Below are 20,657 nucleotides of genomic sequence, written 5' to 3' on the forward strand. Positions count from 1 at the left end.
TCTGTACTGTCCGATCGGACAGTGCAAACTTTGCAAAGTATATAATGAATAAAAAATGGGTGCTTAATCTCTATTTTCCTTCTTATAGGCATAGTAGAAAACAATCGGCAGAATAGAGAATGAAAGAATCATACAGATAATCAACCCACCGACAATCATAATGGCCAATGGTTTCTGAATTTCGGACCCCATTCCGTTGGACAGTGCCGCTGGTAATAAGCCCATTGCGCCCATGAGCGCAATCATTAAGATCGGCCTGATCCGACTTTTTACGGCTTCGTAAATTGCAGGTATCAAGCCCATTTTGTTTAACAGGTTTTCTTTCATGACACCGATTAAAACAATTCCGTCGATCGTAGCGACACCAAAGAGAATAATAAAACCAATACCGGCCGAGATCCCAAATGTGGTCCCCGTTATCCACAGGGATACAAACCCACCGATAAATGCAAAAGCAAGTGTCAGGGAGGAGATCAGTGTATCTTTTAGATTTCCAAAATTAGCATAGAGCAAAAGCAAGATCAATAACAGTGAAACCGGGACCACCTGCATCAACTGTTTGGTGGCCCGCTCTTTACTTTCAAACTCACCGGCCCAGACAACCTTATAGGATTTGGGCAATTTAACGTCAGCCGCGATCTGTTTTTTTGCATCCGCAATGGTGCTGCCTAGATCCCGACCTTCGATGTTAAATCCAACCCCGATATAGCGGGAATTTCCGTCGCGATAGATAAAGGCTGGTCCTGTATGATAGTCTATGGTTGCTATTTCCCGCAACGGTACTTTCTGATCGTTCATCGTGGGGATAATGATGTTCCCGATCTTTTCAGGGCTATCGCGATACTGCTTCTGGAAGCGGAGACGGACATCAAAGATGCGCTCATTGTCGTAAAAATGCGTCACCGATTGCCCCCCGATGGTCATCTCAATAACCGACTGCACATCCTTGGTCGATACCCCATACTTCGCCATCTTGGAGTCATGCAGCTGAATCCGCAATTCGGGTAAGCCGATATTTTTAAACACGTTTATATCCGTGATCCCCTCGACCTTTTGAAGTGATTCGGCAAACTTGTTGGCTTTATTCTCCAGATCCTGGAGGTTCTCACCAAAAATTTTGATTACCAACGGACTTTTCACACCAGCCACATACTCCTCCACATTGTCCTGAATGGGTTGACTAAAGCCAAAATTTATGCCGGGGAAAGTCTGTAGGCTATCGCGCATCTGCCCGATCAATGTTTCCTTCGATATTTTCCGCTTCCACTCTCCCTCCGGCTTCAGTTCAATATTAAATTCGATATTGAAAAAACCCGTAGGATCAGTTCCATCATTGGGTCTACCCGTCTGTGTCATAATAAAATCAATCTCGTCAAACTGCTTGATCAATTTTGTTTTCATCGTTTTTGTTAGCTTGACAGATTCCTCCAGGTTGACACTATTTGGCAATGTCGCCCGGACATAAATGGCGCCTTCATTGAGTTTTGGCAGAAATTCTGAACCGTAATAGCTAAACCGCACCATACAGACAACCAATGCCAAGACAAAAATCCCCAAGGTCCATTTGGGATGATCAAAAGCTTTCTTAAATCCTTTAAAAATTACCCTTCGGCTTACCCGCGTTATTTTATTTTCATCCTCTTTGATGTTCTTCTTCAGCAGATATTTACACATTGCAGGCACATAGGTCAGACTCAGGACCAAAGAACCCAGCAGGGCGTAGCCAAGCGTAAAGGCCAAAGGTGAAAACATCTTTCCTTCCACCTTTTGAAAAGAGAAAATCGGCGTCAGGGCAACAATTAAGATCAATAAGGCAAAAAAGATATATCCTGCCACCGAGCCTGCACTCTTTTTAATGATACCCAGCTTGGAGACCTTATTGAAACGGGCCGTCCCCAGCCGGTGTGCCTCCTTTTCCAGGGAGACAAAAACCGTCTCCACGATCACCAGTGTTCCCTCGAGCAATAGGCCAAAGTCCAATGCGCCCATGGAAATCAGATTCGCCGGCAAGCCCTGAATTTTCAATAAGATGATCGCAAACAGGAAGGCCAATGGAATCACCGAGGCCACAATAAAGGTTGTCTTCCAGTTGTTCAAAAAGATAAAGACAATAATCGAAACCAGGATAACACCCTCGATCAGGTTTTTCGACACCGTATGCACTGTGTTGTTGACCAATTTTGTGCGGTCAATCACCGGTTCAATCTTGACATTTTCCGGTAAGATACGGCCGTTCAATTCCTCAATTTTTTCTTTCAGGCGTGTCACTACTGCCGATGGATTTTCACCCCGGAGCATAATGACAATACCCTGTACCAGGTCATCTTCCTCGTTGAGCCCCACCTGTCCAAGCCGCGGTTTGGCACCCAATTCTATTTCAGCCACATGCTTGACCAGGATAGGTGTGTTGCCTACCACCTTGATCAAAATATTGCCAATATCATCTATTTTATCCAGCAGCCCCACGCCACGCACGACATAGGCCTGATTTCCTTTTTGGATTACATCACCACCCACATTGATATTTGAGCGCGATACCGCCTCATACACATCCAACGGTGAAAGGTTGTAGTTGGCCAGTTCCGTTGGATTGATCTTTATCTCATAGATCTTTTCTTCACCACCAAAGCTCACGACATCTGCCACCCCCGGCACCCCCACAAGCTCCCGTTCGATCACCCAGTCCTGAATAGCAGATACCTCCTTGATCGGCAGGTTACTTTTGACCACATAGCGAAAGATTTCCCCTGTGGCTCCCGAAGGCGGTTCAATAGAACTTTCGGCCCCTTCCGGCAGCTCAATGGAGCGCATCTTATTACCCGCATATTGCTGCGCATAGAAGTCTTCTACCTCATCCTCAAACTGCACTGTCACCACAGAGAGCCCAAACAGGGAAATCGACCGCACATTCGTCTTTTTGGGGATGGTGTTCATTTCCTTGGTGACGGGCAGTGTGACAAATTTTTCAATTTCTTCGGCACTGCGTCCCGGCCATTGTGTGATGATCCGAACACGGGTATTGGTCACATCTGGAAATGCTTCGATCGGGGTATGCAGGTAAGCGTAAATTCCACCGAACAATAAAGCCAGCGTAAAAAATAGCACCACCAAGGAATGTTTCAATGAAAATGAAACGATATTTTGTACAACCTTCTTCATCCTATCTATTCATCAATTCATCAAATACAATCAATTCATTTTCTGTCAGTACACGGTCCCCTTCCTTCAACCCCGTTTCGATAAAGGCATAGGTTTCGTTTTCCGACACGATATCAACAGTCCTTACGGATAGATCACAGTCGCTTTTGTAGATCACGACATAATTCTTGTTATTATGCAAGATAATGGCGTTTTTGGGGATTGCCAGCAAGTGTTGCTGTTGCCCTGCGGATCCCTTCTCGACCAACACATCCACGCTCATGCCCGGTTTCAACCTCAAATCCTTATTGAGCAGCTTGACGCGTGCTTTGACCACCCGCTCTTCGGGATCAAAAAAGTTGGCCACCTGGTCAATATAGCCTTCAAAATATTCGCCTTTATAGGCCAAGGTTGTGATCCTCACATGAGCGCCATTTTTGACAAAGGGTAAGTTATTCGCGTAAATATTGACGGTCACCCAGACCTCATTCAGGTTACTGATGGACAGTAGATCCGTATCGTCACCTACGGTCATCCCCGGACTTACTTTTTTGTCTACGATATACCCCGTTTTGGGTGCACGGATATAAAAAACACCATTCTCGGAGGATCCGTTCAGCAATTTCATATTCGCCTTCACGTTCTGGATCCCGATCTGCACAGATTTCAGTTCGCTTTGCATCTCTTCCAGCTCACGCTGGGAAGCCATGCCATCTTTGAGCAAGCTACGTAAACTATTCACCTTACTTTCGGCCAGGCGTCTATTGTTTTCCAGCTCGCGGAGTTCCTTTCCTAGGTCATTGACCGAGGTGCCTTTGAGTGACACCAGCACCTGCCCTTTCTCCACATAATCACCCATTTTCACAGCGACATATTGCACCATTCCCTGAATAGGACTCTTCAGCGCAGCGAGCTCATCCTGGTTGTATTGAATTGCGCCGTTTAAGGCGATCTGTTCAGACACATCCCGCTTTTGGATCGAATCAATTTTGATATGGCGTTTGAAATCATCGCTTAAGCAAAAGCCTTTTGTCTCTACGACATGCTTTTCCTCCTTTTGCTCCGACTGACAGCCCCACAGGAGGCAAATAGACAAAAGCGTCAGTGGCATTAAAAAATTACCCTTCATTAGACAATATCCTTTCCGACCAAATAGGTCAGTTCTTCACGATACTGAAGATATTTAGCCCTGCGTTCCAATATTGATTCTTTGTTTTCCATATAATTATTGATAAAGTCTATAAACTCAACAATGGTCAGCCTACGTTCCTGGAAATTTCGGACATAGCGTTCCAGGGCAACATCCAGTTTACCGTCAAACCCTTTATCCATCGTTTTTAGGCTAGATTCCAAGTTGCTTAGCCGTGCGGAAAGAAAATCGATCTCCCGTTCGATATCAATACGAAACTGTTCGATTTCAACCTTATTTTTTTCCAGTTCCAGTTTTGCGATCTTGATATTCCCTTGGTTTCTATTAAATAGGGGCAGATCCATAGAAAGCCCCAGTCCAATAAAATCGCGCATAATATTTCCGCCCCGATCATAATTCACGGAGACTTCCAGATTTGGCACACGTTCGGCTTTCTCTATTTCCAGTTGGGCCTGCCCTTTCTTAAATTCATTGTGAATGATTTTATAATCGCTTCGATTATCCATGGCCATGATTTTCCATTCGTTTTGTCTATTCGCAATAAAGGCAGGGCTACCGATGGTATCCGCGATGGAAAGCGCCGTTCCCTTTGCCCCAAGATAACGTGCGACATCGTTCATTTTTGCTATTTTCTCCTGCTGTATTTCATTCAGCTTATTCCCAAAAGCCATGGATTCACTCTGGATCCTGAGGTAATCCATTTCGCTGACATTGCCTTCTTTCCACTGATTTTGATAAGACTGCGCCAGCTTCTGGAAGATTCCGACCTGATTGCTGTAGAGACGCTCCTTTTCCTGCAGCACCTGCAATTCCAGACATTGGCTACGGAGGTCATATTTCAGGTTGCGGAGTAATTCCTCAAACTGAAGTTGCGCATTCTCCTTTTCAAGGAGTTGCAGCTGTACCCGTTTTTTTCTTTTGCCGGCCAATTCAATCGTCTGCTCCAGTTCCATTTCCACCTGTTGGTATCGTCCGTAATTTCCCATCAATGCTGGCAGCTCCTCACTGGAAGAGTTTTTCCAGAGGTTGACCTCACCGATGGAAATCTTGGGGTTGGGCCACAGCTTGGCCTGCAGTACCGCTGCTTCAGCCTGTTTCATCTGAAAACGCTGCGCCATCAAGGACAGGTTATGTGTTAGGAATACCTGCTCAATCTCTGATTTTTGCAGATGATTTTCGGGCATTTCCTGTGCAAATAGTCTGCTGTTCAGGCCAAGAAGAAGAACTAATGTAATGCGTATTTTTCCCACTCTATTTTGTATTTCCACAAAACTAAGAGACAGGGATTACAGGCAACTTTAAGGTAAATTAAAGTTTGATTAGAAGAGATTAGAAAATGATTAGAATTTTGGAAACAGCAGCGATACGGTCGTCCCCAGGTCATTGGAACGAATAGCAAAGTCCACCCCCTGGTCTTTAAACACGATCTGCGCAAAGGAAAGGCCGATGCCACTACCTTTGACAGTTCCGACATTCGACCCACGGTAAAAGGTCTGCTTCACCGCCTCCAGTTCTGCCCGTGGAATACCGATACCCTGGTCAATAATTTCTAGCGATAGACGCTCATCGAGGGTCGACATACGCACCAGAACTTCCTGACCATTGGCATATTTAAGAGCGTTTTCAATCAGGTTGGAGATCGACAGGGCCACAAGCATGCGATTACCCCGGAAATTAAAATAATGTGGTTCATCCACCTGTAGCTCGATTTTCAGGGGTACGGCAAATGTCCGCTTAAACTTAGGTACCAAGTCCCAGACCACTTCATCGATGCGAAAGACCTCCATCGACCGCTTCAAAGCCTGATCTTCTGTCAGCAATAGAAAATTTCCGATCAGGTGATTTAGAAAATTTACATGCTCGGTGATTGTCGCTGCCAGTTCCTGATATTCCTCCTGGCTACGGGCTTTCGTTCCAAAAACCTCCATCGACCCCAAAATACCGGCGAGAGGTGTACGAAACTCATGGGATACATAGCTCACAAAATTCTTTCGGATAATCATGTTTTCACTGATCCGGCGCAGGAGCGCATTGTAGCTTTCGATCAGGTCTTGCAGCTCATCTTTTGTTTTGATAACCGTCAACGGCTCCTGGATAGTATTTAAATCCTTATGTTGGATTTCCTGAATGACATTCCGGATGGGCAGATAAGCATATTTACTCAGCCAGACCGATAACAAGACAATGCTGATCAAGGCAACCAGAAAAACGAGCACGAGAATAAAAAGCAGGCGATTTAGCTGCTGATTAAAGTCCGTATTAGACTCTTTGACAAAGACAAAAAAATCACCCTGATTATCGGGATAATACAGGCCAAAATAAAAGCTGTCTTCCGTTTTAAAATAAACAGTTTTTTGGGATTTCAGCTGTGTCAACAAGCTTTTACTGATTTGATTATCATATTTCAGACCACCATAGCTCACTTGGCCTTCGGCATTATAGACCGCTACCATGGCCCGCTTGACCAGACTTTCATATTGATTTTTGGACTCCAGATGTTTTAGGGGGCTCTGTTCATCCGCCTCCAGGTAATAGATACCGGCGATTTTTGCGTTTTTTTCCAGCGAACTGATCAGATGCCGTTCGGAAGAATTATAGAATATCCAGTAAATGACCAGCGTCGCAAGTCCAAAAATGATCGTGAAGACCAAGGAAGAAAAAAGTGTCAGTCTGATCTTGAGGTTCATGGTCAGTCCGTTTTGAGCATGTAACCTACCCCTTTGACCGTCCTGATAATGGATGTATCACTTCCATCATCCACTTTCCCCCGCAGATAGGAGACGTACACATCCACGACATTAGTATTGTTATCAAAATCAATACCCCAGACCGCCTGTAGGATCGCGGTACGTGAAAGGGTCTTATTGCGGTTTTCGATCAGATACTTAAACAGCTTAAATTCTTTAGGCGAAAGATCGACATTTGCACCACCTTTATAGACTTCATAACGGTCCAGATCCACTTTGAGATCGCGAATTTCGATGCAGCTATCATTCACATGGCTTGTATTTTTATAGCTGTCCCGACGTACCAAGGCTTTGATGCGGCTGACGAGTTCCTTAAACGAAAAAGGTTTGACCAGGTAATCATCGGCACCACTTTCCAGGGCATCGACTTTATCTTCAATTTCACCAAGTGCGCTGAGAATCAGAATGGGGATATGGTTTTTGCGGTAGCGCAGCGTTTTTGTAAACTGGATCCCATCGATTCCCGGCAGCATAATATCCAGTACCACAACATCCAGGGAATCAGCATTGACCCATTCCCTTGCCGCTTCAGCGGATTCCGCCAAAATGACCTGATGGCCCAACTCTTCCAGCCCTTTCACCACAAAGCTACTAATACGACGATCGTCCTCTACCAAAAGTATCTGCATAAACTGATTTTATTTTTATACGGGATTATAAAAATTATGAATATCCTAATGGAATCTACAAGTATACGAATTTACAAATTAATCCTTAGACAGGCCACAGCCCTCTATTGCCCATATCGACCTGTCTATCCAGATCTCAGGCACTGATCTGGGATCAATTCTTGGCTGAGATCTTAACAGGAATAAAATGCCAAAGTGGATCAGGTGGTAGCCAACCTTTATTTCAGACAACGGGCGGTGACCAGCAGCTGGCCGACATGGCGCTGTGCATGTTCAGCCGCATGAAATAAGAGACCGATCAGGGTTGTTGGAATCTGCTTTCTCCCCAGAAAACGTTCTTCGGTCAACGTTGAGGGGTCAGTCACCGATAAGATAGCTAAAGCCCGTCCGATCTGCAGCTGTAGGTTTCCGACTAGCGTAGCAACGCTGAGTTCCATATCCACGATGCCTTCCTTTTGGAGATAATCAAACTGCTCGGCAGACAAGGATTTGCCTGCAGCATAGGTAAACATGCGATCAATCACACCGCGGATATGCAGCAGATGAAATCCGATGCTAGCGTTGCCACAGGGGCGTGCCCAGAGCTGCTCTGACGACAGCTGGGTTGTATATTTTGCACTATCCTCTTCCACTTGCAGCAGCGCATGTGCTACCGGCTGCAAAAGATCTGGAATCCCCTTGATTGGTCCCCGCATCCATACTTCTAAATTGTCCATACCTGATTTAATAAGCTATTTTCGTTTACTGGTGCTCTTCAATGCCCATAGCACCAGTATCGGTTGAAAAAATAAACGGGCAAGCCTTTTCCCATCACTGTCCAATCCAAAACCATCCCGATGTTCTTTATATTGGGCGATATTGCCTGGGAACACCGCAACAAAAAACAGCGCGGCAATTTTTCCAACGGTAGCACGCTGTTTGCCCTTTGCCAATAGCAGTGCACTGCCCAGCGCAATTTCAGCAAATCCCGAATACAGGACTGTATCATCTTTGGAGATTGGCACCCAATCAGGTACCTGTGCCTGAAATTCCTTCCGGGCAAAGGTCAGATGTCCGATTCCCGCTACCATTAAGAAAGCACCTAAGCCATAGCGTGCAATCTTTTGAAGGCAAGATTTTTCCATACTATCTTTTTAATAGAAGACAGTACAGGGCGAAAATAGTTTGCTAAGGCAAATAAGATTCGAAAAATAACGCTTACCGCCACTCCTATATTGAGCTATATTGTTAGGCAATACCCAGCGCCTTTATTTATCGAAGGCATTGACAAAGAACCCTATGGTTACCAGATTGATTTGTCCAATGATCTGGATTTAAAATTTAATGCCGATGGTAGTTTCATCGGTCTTGATGACTAAGGCGAAGCATCAAAAAAGGGACTTATCAAGCGATAAGTCCCAACCAGTAAAAAACAAACATTGACAAACTATTGCTGGCGATCCCAGCCGCCACCAAGAGATCTATATATCGCTACACTCGCTTTGAGCTGATTCGCTTTCTTCTCAACCAGTTCAAATTTGGATTCCAATGCATCGCGTTGCGTCAGCAACACTTCCATATAATCCGCGCGGGCATACTTAAATAAATCATTGGAGATAGCAATAGATTCCTTTAAGGCATCGACCTCCCGGGTCTTGATCACAAGGCCATTTTCCAGATTTTTAATTTTCGAAAGCTGGTTAGCGACTTCGATATAAGCAGCTAATAGGGTTTGCTCATAATGGTACACCGCCTGCACCTGTCTTGCGTTGGCATTATAATAGGCCGCTTTGATCGCTCTTTTATTGATCAGGGGAGCAGTAAGCTCGCCGACAAGTGAAGTCAAAAAGGATTCCGGTTTAATCAAATAGGTCGGATCAAACGCCTGCAAGCCCACTCCGGCAGCAATATCCAAGGAAGGATAGAAACGCGCTTTCGCGGATTTAATATCCAATTTGGAGGCAGCTAGTTCATATTCTGCCTGCTTGATATCCGGTCTATTTTCCAGCAGATCAGCCGGGATACCCGTGTAGACTGTCTGTGGCACGAGCTGCTCAAAAGCATCCTTGTTGCGCTGCACTGGCTGCGGAAATCTACCGACCAGATAATTGATCCTATTTTCAGTTTCCGTTATCTGTTGCTGGATATCATATTGCATCCCCTGGGTTTTCAGGATCTGTGCCTCGAATCTTTTGATGGCAAGCTTGTTCGACCGCGCGTTCTTTTTCAAGTCATTGACCACTGTTAGCGCATCATTTTGGATCTTCACGTTTTCATTGACCACCAGCAGTTCGTTGTCCAGTGCCAGGAGCTCATAATAAGCATCTGCAATTTCGGAGATGAGATGCGTCACCATAAAGTTTTTGCCTTCCACACTCGCAAAATACCGCTGCAATTGCGCTTTGGTGGCATTGTGCAGTTTACCCCAGATATCCGTTTCCCATTGCGCCTGTACACCGACACCAAAATCAAACAGCGGTTCGGGCATCTCCCGGCCAGGTTCGATTTCCGTATTTTTCTCCATCGCACCGATATTGGTGTAACGGCTCACTTTGTCAACACCGGCACCTACTTTAAGCCCTACCGAAGGTAAATATTCCCCTTTTTTGGCACTGACCTCATTTTTGGCCATCTCGATTTCCTGAAGCACAATATGGAGCTCCTGATTATTTGCGAGTGCCAGACCGATCAGTCCCTGTAGATGGGGATCATTGAAATAACTGTTCCATTTGATTTTCCCAGTATTTGTAGAGTCATTTTCGGCAGTACCATATTTCTCTGGTACAGCCCTATTTTCAGCACGCTGTTGTATTTCCAAAGGTTTGCAGCCCACGAAACTCAGTAAGAAAAGTGCAAAACCTGTATATTGATATAATCTATTTCTATTCATAATGTATCATGTCTTCGCTTAAAGGTGATTCGTCTTCGGCCTGGATCATTTTTCTACCATCCGCCAATTTTGCAAAAATGTAATAGAGTCCCGGAATGACGATAACGCCAAAGATTGTCCCGACGAGCATACCACCTAATGCAGAAGCACCTATGGTATGGTTTCCGATCGCTCCGGCACCACTCGCAAAGACCAGCGGAACAAGTCCGGCGATAAAGGCAAATGAGGTCATCAGGATTGGTCTGAACCGAGCTCTTGATCCTTCTATGGCCGCTTCCAGTATTGAATCTCCGGCCTGGCGGCGCTTGACGGCGAATTCAACGATCAGCACGGCATTTTTACCCAACAGACCGATGATCATGATCAGTCCCACCTGTGCATAGATATCGTTTTCGAGCCCCATCGCTTTCAAGAGGAAGAATGAACCAAATACACCGACCGGTAGCGACAACAAAACCGCAAACGGGATAATAAAACTTTCGTATTGCGCTGCCAACACAAGGTATACGAATACCAGGACCACCAAGAAGACATAAATGGCTTCATTTCCACGCTGTGCTTCATCGTAGGACAAGCCCTCCCAAGCCACTTTGTAACCGTGTGGCAATGTTGCCAGTGCTGTCTCATTGATCGCCTGAATGGCGTCGGCCGTTGTATAACTATTTGCCGGAAGCCCGCGCACCGCAGCAGAATTATACATATTGTAACGTGTGATCTCGTTGGGGCCCTGTGTTTTTTTCAAGGTCATAAATGCCGAATACGGAACCATCTGATCATGATCATTTTTGACATAAAGATTCATAATATCCGAAGGCAATCTTCTGAATTCGGGTGATGACTGCACATAGACTTTGAAGAATTGACCAAAACGGATAAAACCCTGTTCGTAAGTACTACCAATCAGGATATTGAGGTTATCCATGGCTTTACCGATAGAAACCCCTTTTTGCATGGCGGCATTATTGTCAAATACCAGTTCATATTGCGGGTAATTGGCGGCGAAGAAAGTAAATACTCCCGTCAGCTCCTTGCGTTTTTTTAGATTAGCAATAAAAGCTTTGTTTACTTTATCGAAATCCTGGTAATCTGTTGTCCGGTTTAAATCAAGTAAGCGCATCGAGAAACCACCCGAGGATCCAAAACCAGGAACAGCCGGCGGTTCGAAAAACTCTACAGTCGCCCCCAGATTTTTTGATTTTTCTTCAAGTTCTTCCATGATCTCTTTCACACCATGCTCCCGCTCACTCCAAGTCTTGAGGTTGATCAGACAGGTTCCCGCATTTGAACCACGACCTTCCGTCATGATCTCATAGCCGGCCAGGGAAGAGACCGACTCCACACCGTCCACCCCCTGACAGATCTTTTGCAGTTCGCGGGAAAGCTTATTGGTCTGTTCCAGCGTCGATCCCGGTGGCGTCTGAATGATGGCATAGATCGTTCCCTGATCCTCGCTCGGTATAAAACCACCCGGAAGCGTTTTGTTGATCAGGAAAGTCCCCACACAGAAAACGATGAGGATGCCCCAGGTGATGACCCTCCGGCTGGCGATCTTGCGCAGCAAGGAGGCATAAGAGCCCGTTACCCGATCGAAAGTGCGGTTAAACGTATCAAGAGCTTTGGTAAATAGATTTGTTTTTTGGGGTTTTCCATGATTATTTTTCAATAACATCGCTGCAAGCACAGGTGTGAGTGTAAGTGCTACCACCGCCGATATCACAATGGAACTCGCCATGGTAATTGAAAACTGACGGTAAAATGTCCCGACAGGGCCTGTCATAAACGAAATCGGGATAAACACGGCAACCATGACCGCCGTAATAGCGATGATCGCGCCAGCGATTTCAGCCATCACTTCCTTGACGGCATTGTAAGGCGAGATTGCGCTCTCCTCCATCTTGGCGTGGACGGCTTCAATCACGACAATAGCATTGTCCACCACAATACCAATGGCCAGGACAAGTGCAAAAAGTGTAACCAAGTTGATCGACATTCCGAACCACTGAATGACAAAGAATGTACCTATCAGCGATACTGGAACCGCAATGATCGGGATCAGCGTAGAGCGCCAGTCGCCCAGGAAAATAAATACAACGATAGCTACCAGGATAAAGGCATCACGCAAGGTATGCATTACCTGTTCGATCGAGGCATCCAAAAACTGCGATACGTCATAGCTGATCTTATAGTCCACACCCGGCGGGAAATTTCCTTTCATCTCCGCCAGCTTAGCTTTTACATCCTTAATAACATCATTGGCATTGCTACCATAATTCTGTTTGAGTACAATGGAAGCCGAGGGATGTCCATCCAGATTCGAGTAAATATCAAAAAACTCACTGCCCAATTCGACTTTGGCAACATCTTTTAACTTGATATTTTCACCTTCGCCATTTGCCCGAACGATGATATTTTCATATTCCTCGGGTTTATTGTACTGGCCTTTATAGGTCAACACATACTCCAGCGACTGGGCAGCAATACCTGAGCTCTGCCCCAATCGTCCCGGTCTACCAATAATACTTTGCTCACCGATAGCCTTCATCACCTCATCGACAGATAAGCTATAGGCACGCATACGGTCAGGATTTAACCAGATCCGCATTGCATAACGTCTGCTCCCCAAGATCTGGGATTTGGCAATACCATGGATCCGGTTGATTTCGGGAATAATGTTTACGGTCGCATAGTTGTACAGGAATTTTTCATCCATACTTTTACTGGTACTGTACAGGTTCACGTACATCAACATACTGGGCTGAATCGGATTGACGATCACCCCTTCCTTTTGCACCAGCTCGGGCAACAGCGGCATCACCTGATCCACTCTCGTTTTGACCAGTACGACCGCATCATTGGGGTCTGTCCCCGGGTCAAAGACCACGTTGACCGTAGCCTCTCCGGCACTGGTCGCATCTGTTGCGATATAACGCATGCCCTGTACCCCATTAATGGCATTCTCTAAGGTAATGAGTGAAGATTTTACAAGCACATCTGCACTTGCCCCCGGGTAGGCGATGGAAACCGCCACTGTGGTGGGGGCGATCTTTGGAAATTGTTCGGTAGGAAGCTGCTTGATAGCCAGACCACCGATAAATAAGATGACAACCGATATGACAATAGCAAATACCGGCCGATGTATTACTTTTTTAAACATAATGCTGCTTTTTAATTACTCTGCATATAAATCTAGGTTTGACATGACTTTCTCCGGGGTCTGGTACTTTGATTCAATGGTCTGATTTTCCTGTACCATGCGAAGTCCATTCAGTAAAATCTTTTCGTCTTTACTCAAGCCCGAAGAGACAACATAGATATGTGGCAGTTCAGCAGCAACCTTTATTTCTCTTGCTTTAACTTTATTATCTTTTGTGATGACATAGACATATTTCTTTTCAAGCTCCTCAAATGTCGCTTTCTGCGGGATCATCAACGCATTCGTATAGGGTGAGGTGATCACAATATTGCCGGTCTCGCCAAACCGCAATAAACCTTTTGGATTTGGGAAGGTCGCTCTGTAGGCAATATTTCCGGTTTCGTTATTGAAATCCGATTCGATTGTTTCGACAATACCTTCCTGGCCAAATTCCTTTCCGTTGGCCAGGTTCAACCGGACATGCATTGGACTGTTATCCTTTTTAGCCTCCATCTGATTGAGGTACTCTACTTCGGGCACATTGAAGTAAACCCACATTTTGCTATTATCAGATAGCTCCGTAATCAGCTCCCCTTCATCCACCAGACTACCTTTACGTAGATGCAGTTTACCGACAATACCGGAGAATGGTGCTACGATGTCCGTAAATTTGAGGTGCGTATTCATGGATGCCAGTTCGGCTTTGGCCTTTTCATATTTTGCTTTGGCCATTTCGGTTTCCTGGGGGGCAACAATATCTTTTTCGGAGAGATTTTTGGTATTTTGATATTCGATTTCCGCGTATTTCACCTCAGCTCTTGCCCGATTGACATCGGACTCATAGAGGTTGGGCATAATTTTAAAGAGTGGTTGCCCTTTTTGTACAAACTGCCCCTCGTCCACAAAAATAGATTGAATATAACCTTTTTCTTGGGCGCGTAGCTCGATATGATTGATCGAACGGATCTGGGCGACATAATCTTTATTGACGAGTGTATCTTTCACCAACGGAGTGGTCACGTTGAAAACTGCTGCTTCTTTTTTTTCCTTTTTCTCGGACTGGCAGCTTGTAGATAGCATAATAAGGCACAGGTTGATATACATGAAATTTTTCATGACCATGATCATAGATTTTTATAATAATTTTCGAAAAATTGAACAATAGTGTGACAGGCGTCCAAATTACCTTGAAAGCCATTTTTGATATTTTCTAAAAAAAATTACTTAAAAATCACAGCCTGAAGACGCTGTAATGGATATAAAGGGCGTTTTTTAGTGGGGTAAGACGCTGTGTGTTGGCAAGCGATATCGCTGTGCAGGTATTGTGAAACTCCGGATGGATGTAAGTGGTCAGATTTCCAAGATCATTTTTGGAAAGTGCAATTAAATTTGGCGAGTCAGTGTCACTTCCGGTATCATCATTTTCACCGTCTTTTTCAGCAAAATAAGCCCTGAGTTTTTCGTGGCGCCGATGTTTACTTTTACGGATGACATCGTTATCCTGTTGTGCGCCTTTGACCTGTCGATTGAAGTGTTCGACAGCATGCCGGTTGATTGCTACGTTAGATTCTGCTGTTGCTGCATAATGCCAGCCTAAACTGACAAGTATTGCGCACCATACGCCGAACAGATATTGACGGAATCTTCCTTGCATCGTTAAAGCAAATGTAATTAAACTTTAAAAAGGATGCAAGCAATTTAGATACGGAAGTGTTAAAGATTAAATACTATTGTTACAAAGTATTTAAAATTAACTGTTTAAAATTAAAATAATCACATTAACAGAAATTTATGTAAACACTTTAATTTAACAGCCGCTCTAGTGTTTTAAGGCAGAAGCATCTCACATGCAAGTTTAACGCTAACACAGGACGAGGCATTCCCGCTTTTGCCAGAATGCCTCGTCCACATGCATCAGTTTAATTTCTTTTGTAGGATTTATTTGATTCCTTCTTCCTGCACAGTTTTTTTTGGCCTGCCGCGCTGCCTTTAAATCGAAAGATTAAGCTCCGCGATGTCACCCAACACCTGGGTCTCAGCTAGATCAACACTTTTTGCTGTACGCGCCACTTGATACAGGCCGGCGATAGGCAAATTAGCGGTAAAATCTTTTGGGCTCCCGTGTTTAAAGTTGAGCACTCCGGATATGCGGATATGAACACCTTTTAGATCATCAATCTTTGCCCCTTTCTTTATGACCTTAAAACGGACAGATACATTTTTTGGAGCAGCAGCTCCCTCCAATGAAACCAGCAGCATATGTTCGAGATTGACATCCAAAGCTGAATGTAAAGGTTTTACCTTTTTTATAACAACATTTTTCAATGTATCGTTTGTACGCTCGGCATTGAAAATAAAGACGCCACTTTTTGCATTTCGATCGCCGCTATATTGCCCCGGGTGTTCCTGAACCATATAATCGACCGCAATCTTGACATTTGCATTAAACCGTTGTGCTAATTGTTTTTTTCTCCAAAAAAAAGCTCCCAAAAAAATAAATAGAATAACTAGAATACCCGTAACCATAAAACATGTGTTTAATATAACATAGATAGATGGCACAAAAGTAGCGGTTTTTTGTTTCTTAATGAGCACACATACAGCTCTTAACCAGATTCATATAGTAAAAAATGGAAAATTGTAATTTATAAGCTACAAATCACGCATACAAAAATGCATTTCCAAAAAAGTCGTTATAAACAAGCATAAATCAGCAACCTTCCCCATCGATTAAATCAAATTGTCCATCGAATTATGTCGCGCAAATATCACCACAAGCAAAACGAATCGTAAACAAAGTCTCACGGATATAAATAGATAAAAAAATGCCCCGTTTTAATGCCCATATTTGCTTTAACAAAAAAGCCGATCAACATGAAAAAATATATTATCGTTTTTAGTCTCTCCATACTCGCGCTTACTGCGGCTGCACAGAAGAAAAAGAAAGCAAAATTTCCAGAACCTAAGCGAGTAGAGGTAATCCCTGTGATCGAAGCAAGCCCGGTTACAGAAGGCTCTTCTGAGCCTGCAGTCTTTGCTGCGCCGATGCCTACCACGAGTACCCCTACTATTCATGCTACAACAACCGGCGGAAAGGAAATACACTTCCAGGATATCGAAGAATTTAAAAATGCAGATCTATCGACCTTGAAAGAATTATCTTTTAGTACCATGGTCTCGGGAAAAACGATTGAAAGCAGTCTTCTACAGAAGATCGTGAACGAAGGCACACAATTGGAAGTTTTGACAATCAACAATTTCGTATTAGATATTTTTCCAGAAATCAAAACGCCCAATCATCGGTTGAAAAAGCTGTCATTAACGCAAAATCAGTTAAAAACACTTCCGGCCAGTATTTCCAATCTTACCGCACTTGAAGGTTTCGATTGCAACAACCCGTTGACAGCATTGCCGGCATCATTTGCGCAGCTCAAAAATTTACAGCAGCTCGGACTCAACAGCTACATGTTTACGGTCTTTCCAAAGGAAATCTTTAGCCTCAATAAATTGTCCGTGTTATATCTATCGCGCAATTACAAAAGTAAACCAGAACAGACGGAGCTTCCTGATTTGTTTCAGCAGCTACCCGAATTGAAAGAGCTCGGTATAGAAAATGCAGAACTATCTGCCCTGCCAAAATCTATTGCTACACTTAAAAAATTAGAAAAAGCTAATTTTTCCTACAACAAATTTACTTCCTTTCCCGAAGTACTAGCAGCAAATCCCAAACTGACCTATATCCCCTTTACCAATAATCCCCTGCAATGGGAGCCGTTTTTGGCTTCCGTCAAAAAAATAAAATTCGGTGGGTTGTTTTTCTTGGAGGAAACAGGTCTTACCAAAAAACAATACGAACAGATTCAGGATATCCTGACCAAAACAGATGTCTATTATGACGGCATGAATGATTAAAATTCATAAGATCCGCCAACGATATATTTAGGCAGTCCGGTCAAAAGCCAGGCTGTCGCAATCTTCCTTTTATCTATGCATATGCACTTGAGCAGATCAAAAAAAGCAAAGGGTACAGCGCATCATAAGATCAAGCCAATTTAATCAAACCGTATCCTAACCGCACAAGGAATACAAGTTGAAACAGGAAGGTTTAAGATTGTATAAATTTGTGTTTTTTCACCAATTAAATTATCTGCAACAGCTTTTAACAGCTCCATATTTTGATTCGCATTTTTCATGTCATCGATATCGGATTTTACGACCTGTCCATTTTGCGAAATTGTAAGATGATAAAATAAATTAATTGTTCCATACGGATTATCAAATACATAGTCTAAATCTTTATATTTTATGCTCATATTACAACTATATTTCTGACCTTTTAAATGTTTAGTATCAAATACAATTTGATTCTTATTGAAGTCAACGACCTTGTTTTCTAGCTGACGAGACAATATCATAGAAAAATCCTCATTGGAAATTTGTTCAACTTTTGGACCTAACCCAGCATCTTTCATCATTTCTCCCATTGAAAAATATCCCTTTATATCGTTTTTAGGGCTTTCTTTATTTTTCCTGGCAATAGTCCACATTGGATAAGCTTGTCCTCCAATATAACTTATTTTCGGATTATACGGATCTTTCTGATGATCTCGCCAATCCATAAAAATGGTATCATTACTTTTTTGGCCAAAGAATTTCACGATATGAACACTGTCCATTAGACCTATCTTATATAAATAAATTGCATTTGATTCTTGAACGACTGCAACAAGAAATGAGCTATCTGGGTTCCTCAAGTAGGTTCCATTTGCAGGAACCTTATGCAAGATTCTAGCAGTTGACTGCTGTAGCTTAGTTTCAGATTTACAACCAAAAAGAATAAAAATAACCCAAAACGCTACTTTTATAGATGACTTATTTGTATTTAATACTCTCATTCCAAAAAAAACAAAGTAAATAGTTTTATTATCAGACGGAGCTGTCATGTAGTCTCCACTACTATGATGCAAAAATTAATAAAATTCACAGAAGTCTCTGCAAAAAATTAATATCCGCTGTCATTCCAAAATGTTCTGTACAGAAATCCTGCTTTTTAGTGGAAGTTATCCCGATTCAAAAGTTTAGCATATTTTCCTATATTTATGCCATGCTCCAAGAGCTCCTATTATGTCAATTGCTTAATACATCTTAAATCACTTGGAAAATTTGCAGACATCTCTACCTTATGATATTGAATCGCTTTTTCAACGGTATTACAAACAGCTCTGTCTGTTTGCAAACAATATACTGCATGACGAAGCGTTGGCTGAAGATATTGTCCAGAGCTTTTTCGCTGGACTCTGTGAGGGGCGGAATGCCTTGCCCGAAGATGAGGGGGCACGCAAGGGCTATCTTTTTATTGCCGTCCGAAACAACTGCCTCAAACAGATCCGAAGCGAAAAAGTAAAAAGCAAGTACTTCGATCAGCTCGATAAGGACATGATCGAAGAACAGACGATCATGGATGCCATGATGCAGGCTGAAGTTATCAACCAGCTGATGGAAGCGATCAACCAATTGCCACAAGGCTGTAAGCAGGTGCTGCATATGGCCATTTTTGAAAAGCTCTCCAACGATGAAATTGCCAATAACCTGACCATTTCCATTAATACCGTCAAAAGCCAGAAAAAAAGAGCGATACAGCTTTTACGCACGCGTCTGGATAGCCGGATGCTAGCACTCCTATTATTTTTACTACCTGATTAACAATACCTTATACTTTTTCTTCATTTTTCCTTCCATCCTTTTACATCCCTTGTGGCTCTTTTAATCAAACAACCGATTGAAGAACATGAAGGATCAGCAATTTATACTAGTAGATTACTTAGTAAAGCACTTTAGTGGAACACTGAGTCAGACAGATATCCAGTCCCTTCAAAAGATCTTTGAAGATAATCCTACCTTGCGCGATCAATGGGAGAAATATACCAGTCAAGGTGTCAAGTCCAGCGATGCCCAGTTTTGGAATAGTCTTGACCTCGATCAGGCAAGAGCTAAAATACTAACCCACGAACCTGCCAAATCCGCAATCCGATCAGTCGGCATTCGCAGCATCCGAAACCTAAAAATCTATGTGAGTATAGCTGCCAGTCTGCTCGTCATTATTGGCGCCGCGCTGCTCCTGAATACGACACATCAGGACAAGCAGATTGTTGCCGATCAGGTGTATCATTATAAAAATGATGTTTTACCTGGCGGGCAGAAAGCTACACTGACACTTTCCGATGGTAAAACCATCGCACTATCGCACGAACCAGCCACCCTGCAAGAAAAGAATGGCGAACAGCTCCAAATTACAGATGGGCAGCTTCACTATAAAACTAACAACGAACAGGCGGAACTCGCCTCCTTAAAAAATACCTTGACTGTGCCGGCCTCCGGATTCTACCGGATGGTACTGCCCGATGGCACCAAAGTCTGGGTCAATTCCGCATCGGAGCTGAGTTACCCTTTGGCCTTCGGCAAATCGATCCGACAGGTAGAACTGCGTGGGGAAGCTTACTTTGAGGTGGCGCACGAAAAAAATCGACCATTTATTGTCCGTACTGCCCATGGTGATATCAAAGTCCTAGGGACAGCTTTCAATCTAACGGCATACAACAGTAGTTCATCCAAGGTCACCCTGATCAATGGCAGTATCCAGCTGACCAATAAAAACAAGACAACAAAACAGCTAATCCCTGGGCAAAAAGCTGAATTCGATGGCAGCGACATGCGCGTCTCCCAAGCGAATATTGAAAAAGAAACCGCTTGGCAGCAGGGTTACTTCTATTTCGAGCATGACAAGATACAGGATATTATGGAGCAACTGGCGCGATGGTATGATATTAAAGTCATTTATCAGGGTCAGATCACCAAGAAAACCTTTGGCGGAAGCATTAGCCGAAGCGTCAGCCTGGCCGAAGCCTTGGAATTAATAAAACGTGGTGCCGGAGTTGAATTCGTCATTGACCAAAAAACCGTCACCGTAAAGAATAAGAATTAACAACACAAG

General features: G+C 43.6%; 16 protein-coding genes. 3 read left to right on the forward strand and 13 right to left on the reverse strand.

From position 1 onward, the window contains the following. Positions 1-63: 63 nt before the first annotated feature. The 12 genes from ABFX33_RS00920 to ABFX33_RS00975 form a co-directional block, all read right to left on the reverse strand. A complete protein-coding gene (locus ABFX33_RS00920) occupies positions 64-3,159 on the reverse strand; it encodes an efflux RND transporter permease subunit (protein WP_346083671.1) in 3,096 nt (1,031 codons plus the stop codon). 1 nt (position 3,160) lies between these two features. Then, positions 3,161-4,267: an efflux RND transporter periplasmic adaptor subunit gene (locus ABFX33_RS00925; RefSeq protein ID WP_346083673.1), complete on the reverse strand. Its 1,107-nt coding sequence runs from the start codon at positions 4,265-4,267 to the stop codon at positions 3,161-3,163. Then, on the reverse strand, positions 4,267-5,538 hold the full coding sequence (locus tag ABFX33_RS00930; RefSeq protein WP_346083674.1) for a TolC family protein: 1,272 nt from the start codon (positions 5,536-5,538) through the stop codon (positions 4,267-4,269). Before ABFX33_RS00930 ends, ABFX33_RS00925 begins: the two co-directional genes overlap by 1 nt. Before the next feature lie 90 nt (positions 5,539-5,628). After that, positions 5,629-6,975: a sensor histidine kinase gene (locus tag ABFX33_RS00935; RefSeq protein ID WP_346083676.1), complete on the reverse strand. Its 1,347-nt coding sequence runs from the start codon at positions 6,973-6,975 to the stop codon at positions 5,629-5,631. Positions 6,976-6,977: 2 nt separating this feature from the next. Beyond that, positions 6,978-7,664: a response regulator transcription factor gene (locus ABFX33_RS00940; RefSeq protein WP_346083677.1), complete on the reverse strand. Its 687-nt coding sequence runs from the start codon at positions 7,662-7,664 to the stop codon at positions 6,978-6,980. 218 nt (positions 7,665-7,882) lie between these two features. Next, a complete protein-coding gene (locus tag ABFX33_RS00945; protein WP_346083679.1) occupies positions 7,883-8,380 on the reverse strand; it encodes a DinB family protein in 498 nt (165 codons plus the stop codon). Positions 8,381-8,395: 15 nt separating this feature from the next. Next, a complete protein-coding gene (locus tag ABFX33_RS00950; protein WP_346083681.1) occupies positions 8,396-8,788 on the reverse strand; it encodes a DoxX family protein in 393 nt (130 codons plus the stop codon). A gap of 302 nt (positions 8,789-9,090) precedes the next feature. Then, the gene (locus tag ABFX33_RS00955; RefSeq protein ID WP_346083682.1) at positions 9,091-10,533 is read right to left on the reverse strand and encodes a TolC family protein; all 1,443 of its coding nucleotides are present in this window, start codon (positions 10,531-10,533) and stop codon (positions 9,091-9,093) included. Further along, positions 10,526-13,687: an efflux RND transporter permease subunit gene (locus tag ABFX33_RS00960; protein WP_346083683.1), complete on the reverse strand. Its 3,162-nt coding sequence runs from the start codon at positions 13,685-13,687 to the stop codon at positions 10,526-10,528. The genes ABFX33_RS00955 and ABFX33_RS00960 overlap by 8 nt, the downstream gene beginning before the upstream one ends. Before the next feature lie 15 nt (positions 13,688-13,702). Further along, entirely contained in the window at positions 13,703-14,782 is a 1,080-nt protein-coding gene (locus ABFX33_RS00965) for an efflux RND transporter periplasmic adaptor subunit (protein WP_208642557.1), read from the reverse strand. A gap of 115 nt (positions 14,783-14,897) precedes the next feature. Then, the gene (locus tag ABFX33_RS00970) at positions 14,898-15,320 is read right to left on the reverse strand and encodes a hypothetical protein (protein WP_346083685.1); all 423 of its coding nucleotides are present in this window, start codon (positions 15,318-15,320) and stop codon (positions 14,898-14,900) included. A 335-nt stretch (positions 15,321-15,655) separates the two neighbouring features. After that, entirely contained in the window at positions 15,656-16,192 is a 537-nt protein-coding gene (locus tag ABFX33_RS00975; protein WP_346083687.1) for a hypothetical protein, read from the reverse strand. A gap of 348 nt (positions 16,193-16,540) precedes the next feature. Between ABFX33_RS00975 and ABFX33_RS00980 the strand changes: the two genes are divergently transcribed. Further along, positions 16,541-17,578: a leucine-rich repeat domain-containing protein gene (locus tag ABFX33_RS00980; protein WP_346083688.1), complete on the forward strand. Its 1,038-nt coding sequence runs from the start codon at positions 16,541-16,543 to the stop codon at positions 17,576-17,578. A 140-nt stretch (positions 17,579-17,718) separates the two neighbouring features. Here ABFX33_RS00980 and ABFX33_RS00985 read toward each other — a convergent pair whose 3' ends face one another. After that, a complete protein-coding gene (locus tag ABFX33_RS00985) occupies positions 17,719-18,561 on the reverse strand; it encodes a hypothetical protein (protein ID WP_346083690.1) in 843 nt (280 codons plus the stop codon). A gap of 259 nt (positions 18,562-18,820) precedes the next feature. Here ABFX33_RS00985 and ABFX33_RS00990 point away from each other — a divergent pair, with 259 nt between their 5' ends. Both ABFX33_RS00990 and ABFX33_RS00995 read left to right on the forward strand, forming a co-directional pair. Continuing rightward, entirely contained in the window at positions 18,821-19,369 is a 549-nt protein-coding gene (locus ABFX33_RS00990) for an RNA polymerase sigma-70 factor (protein WP_346083691.1), read from the forward strand. Positions 19,370-19,454: 85 nt separating this feature from the next. Then, entirely contained in the window at positions 19,455-20,648 is a 1,194-nt protein-coding gene (locus ABFX33_RS00995; RefSeq protein ID WP_346083692.1) for a FecR family protein, read from the forward strand. The last annotated feature ends 9 nt before the right edge of the window (positions 20,649-20,657 follow it).

It is taken from the genome of Sphingobacterium ginsenosidimutans (genome assembly GCF_039536865.1).
Taxonomy (GTDB): domain Bacteria; phylum Bacteroidota; class Bacteroidia; order Sphingobacteriales; family Sphingobacteriaceae; genus Sphingobacterium; species Sphingobacterium detergens.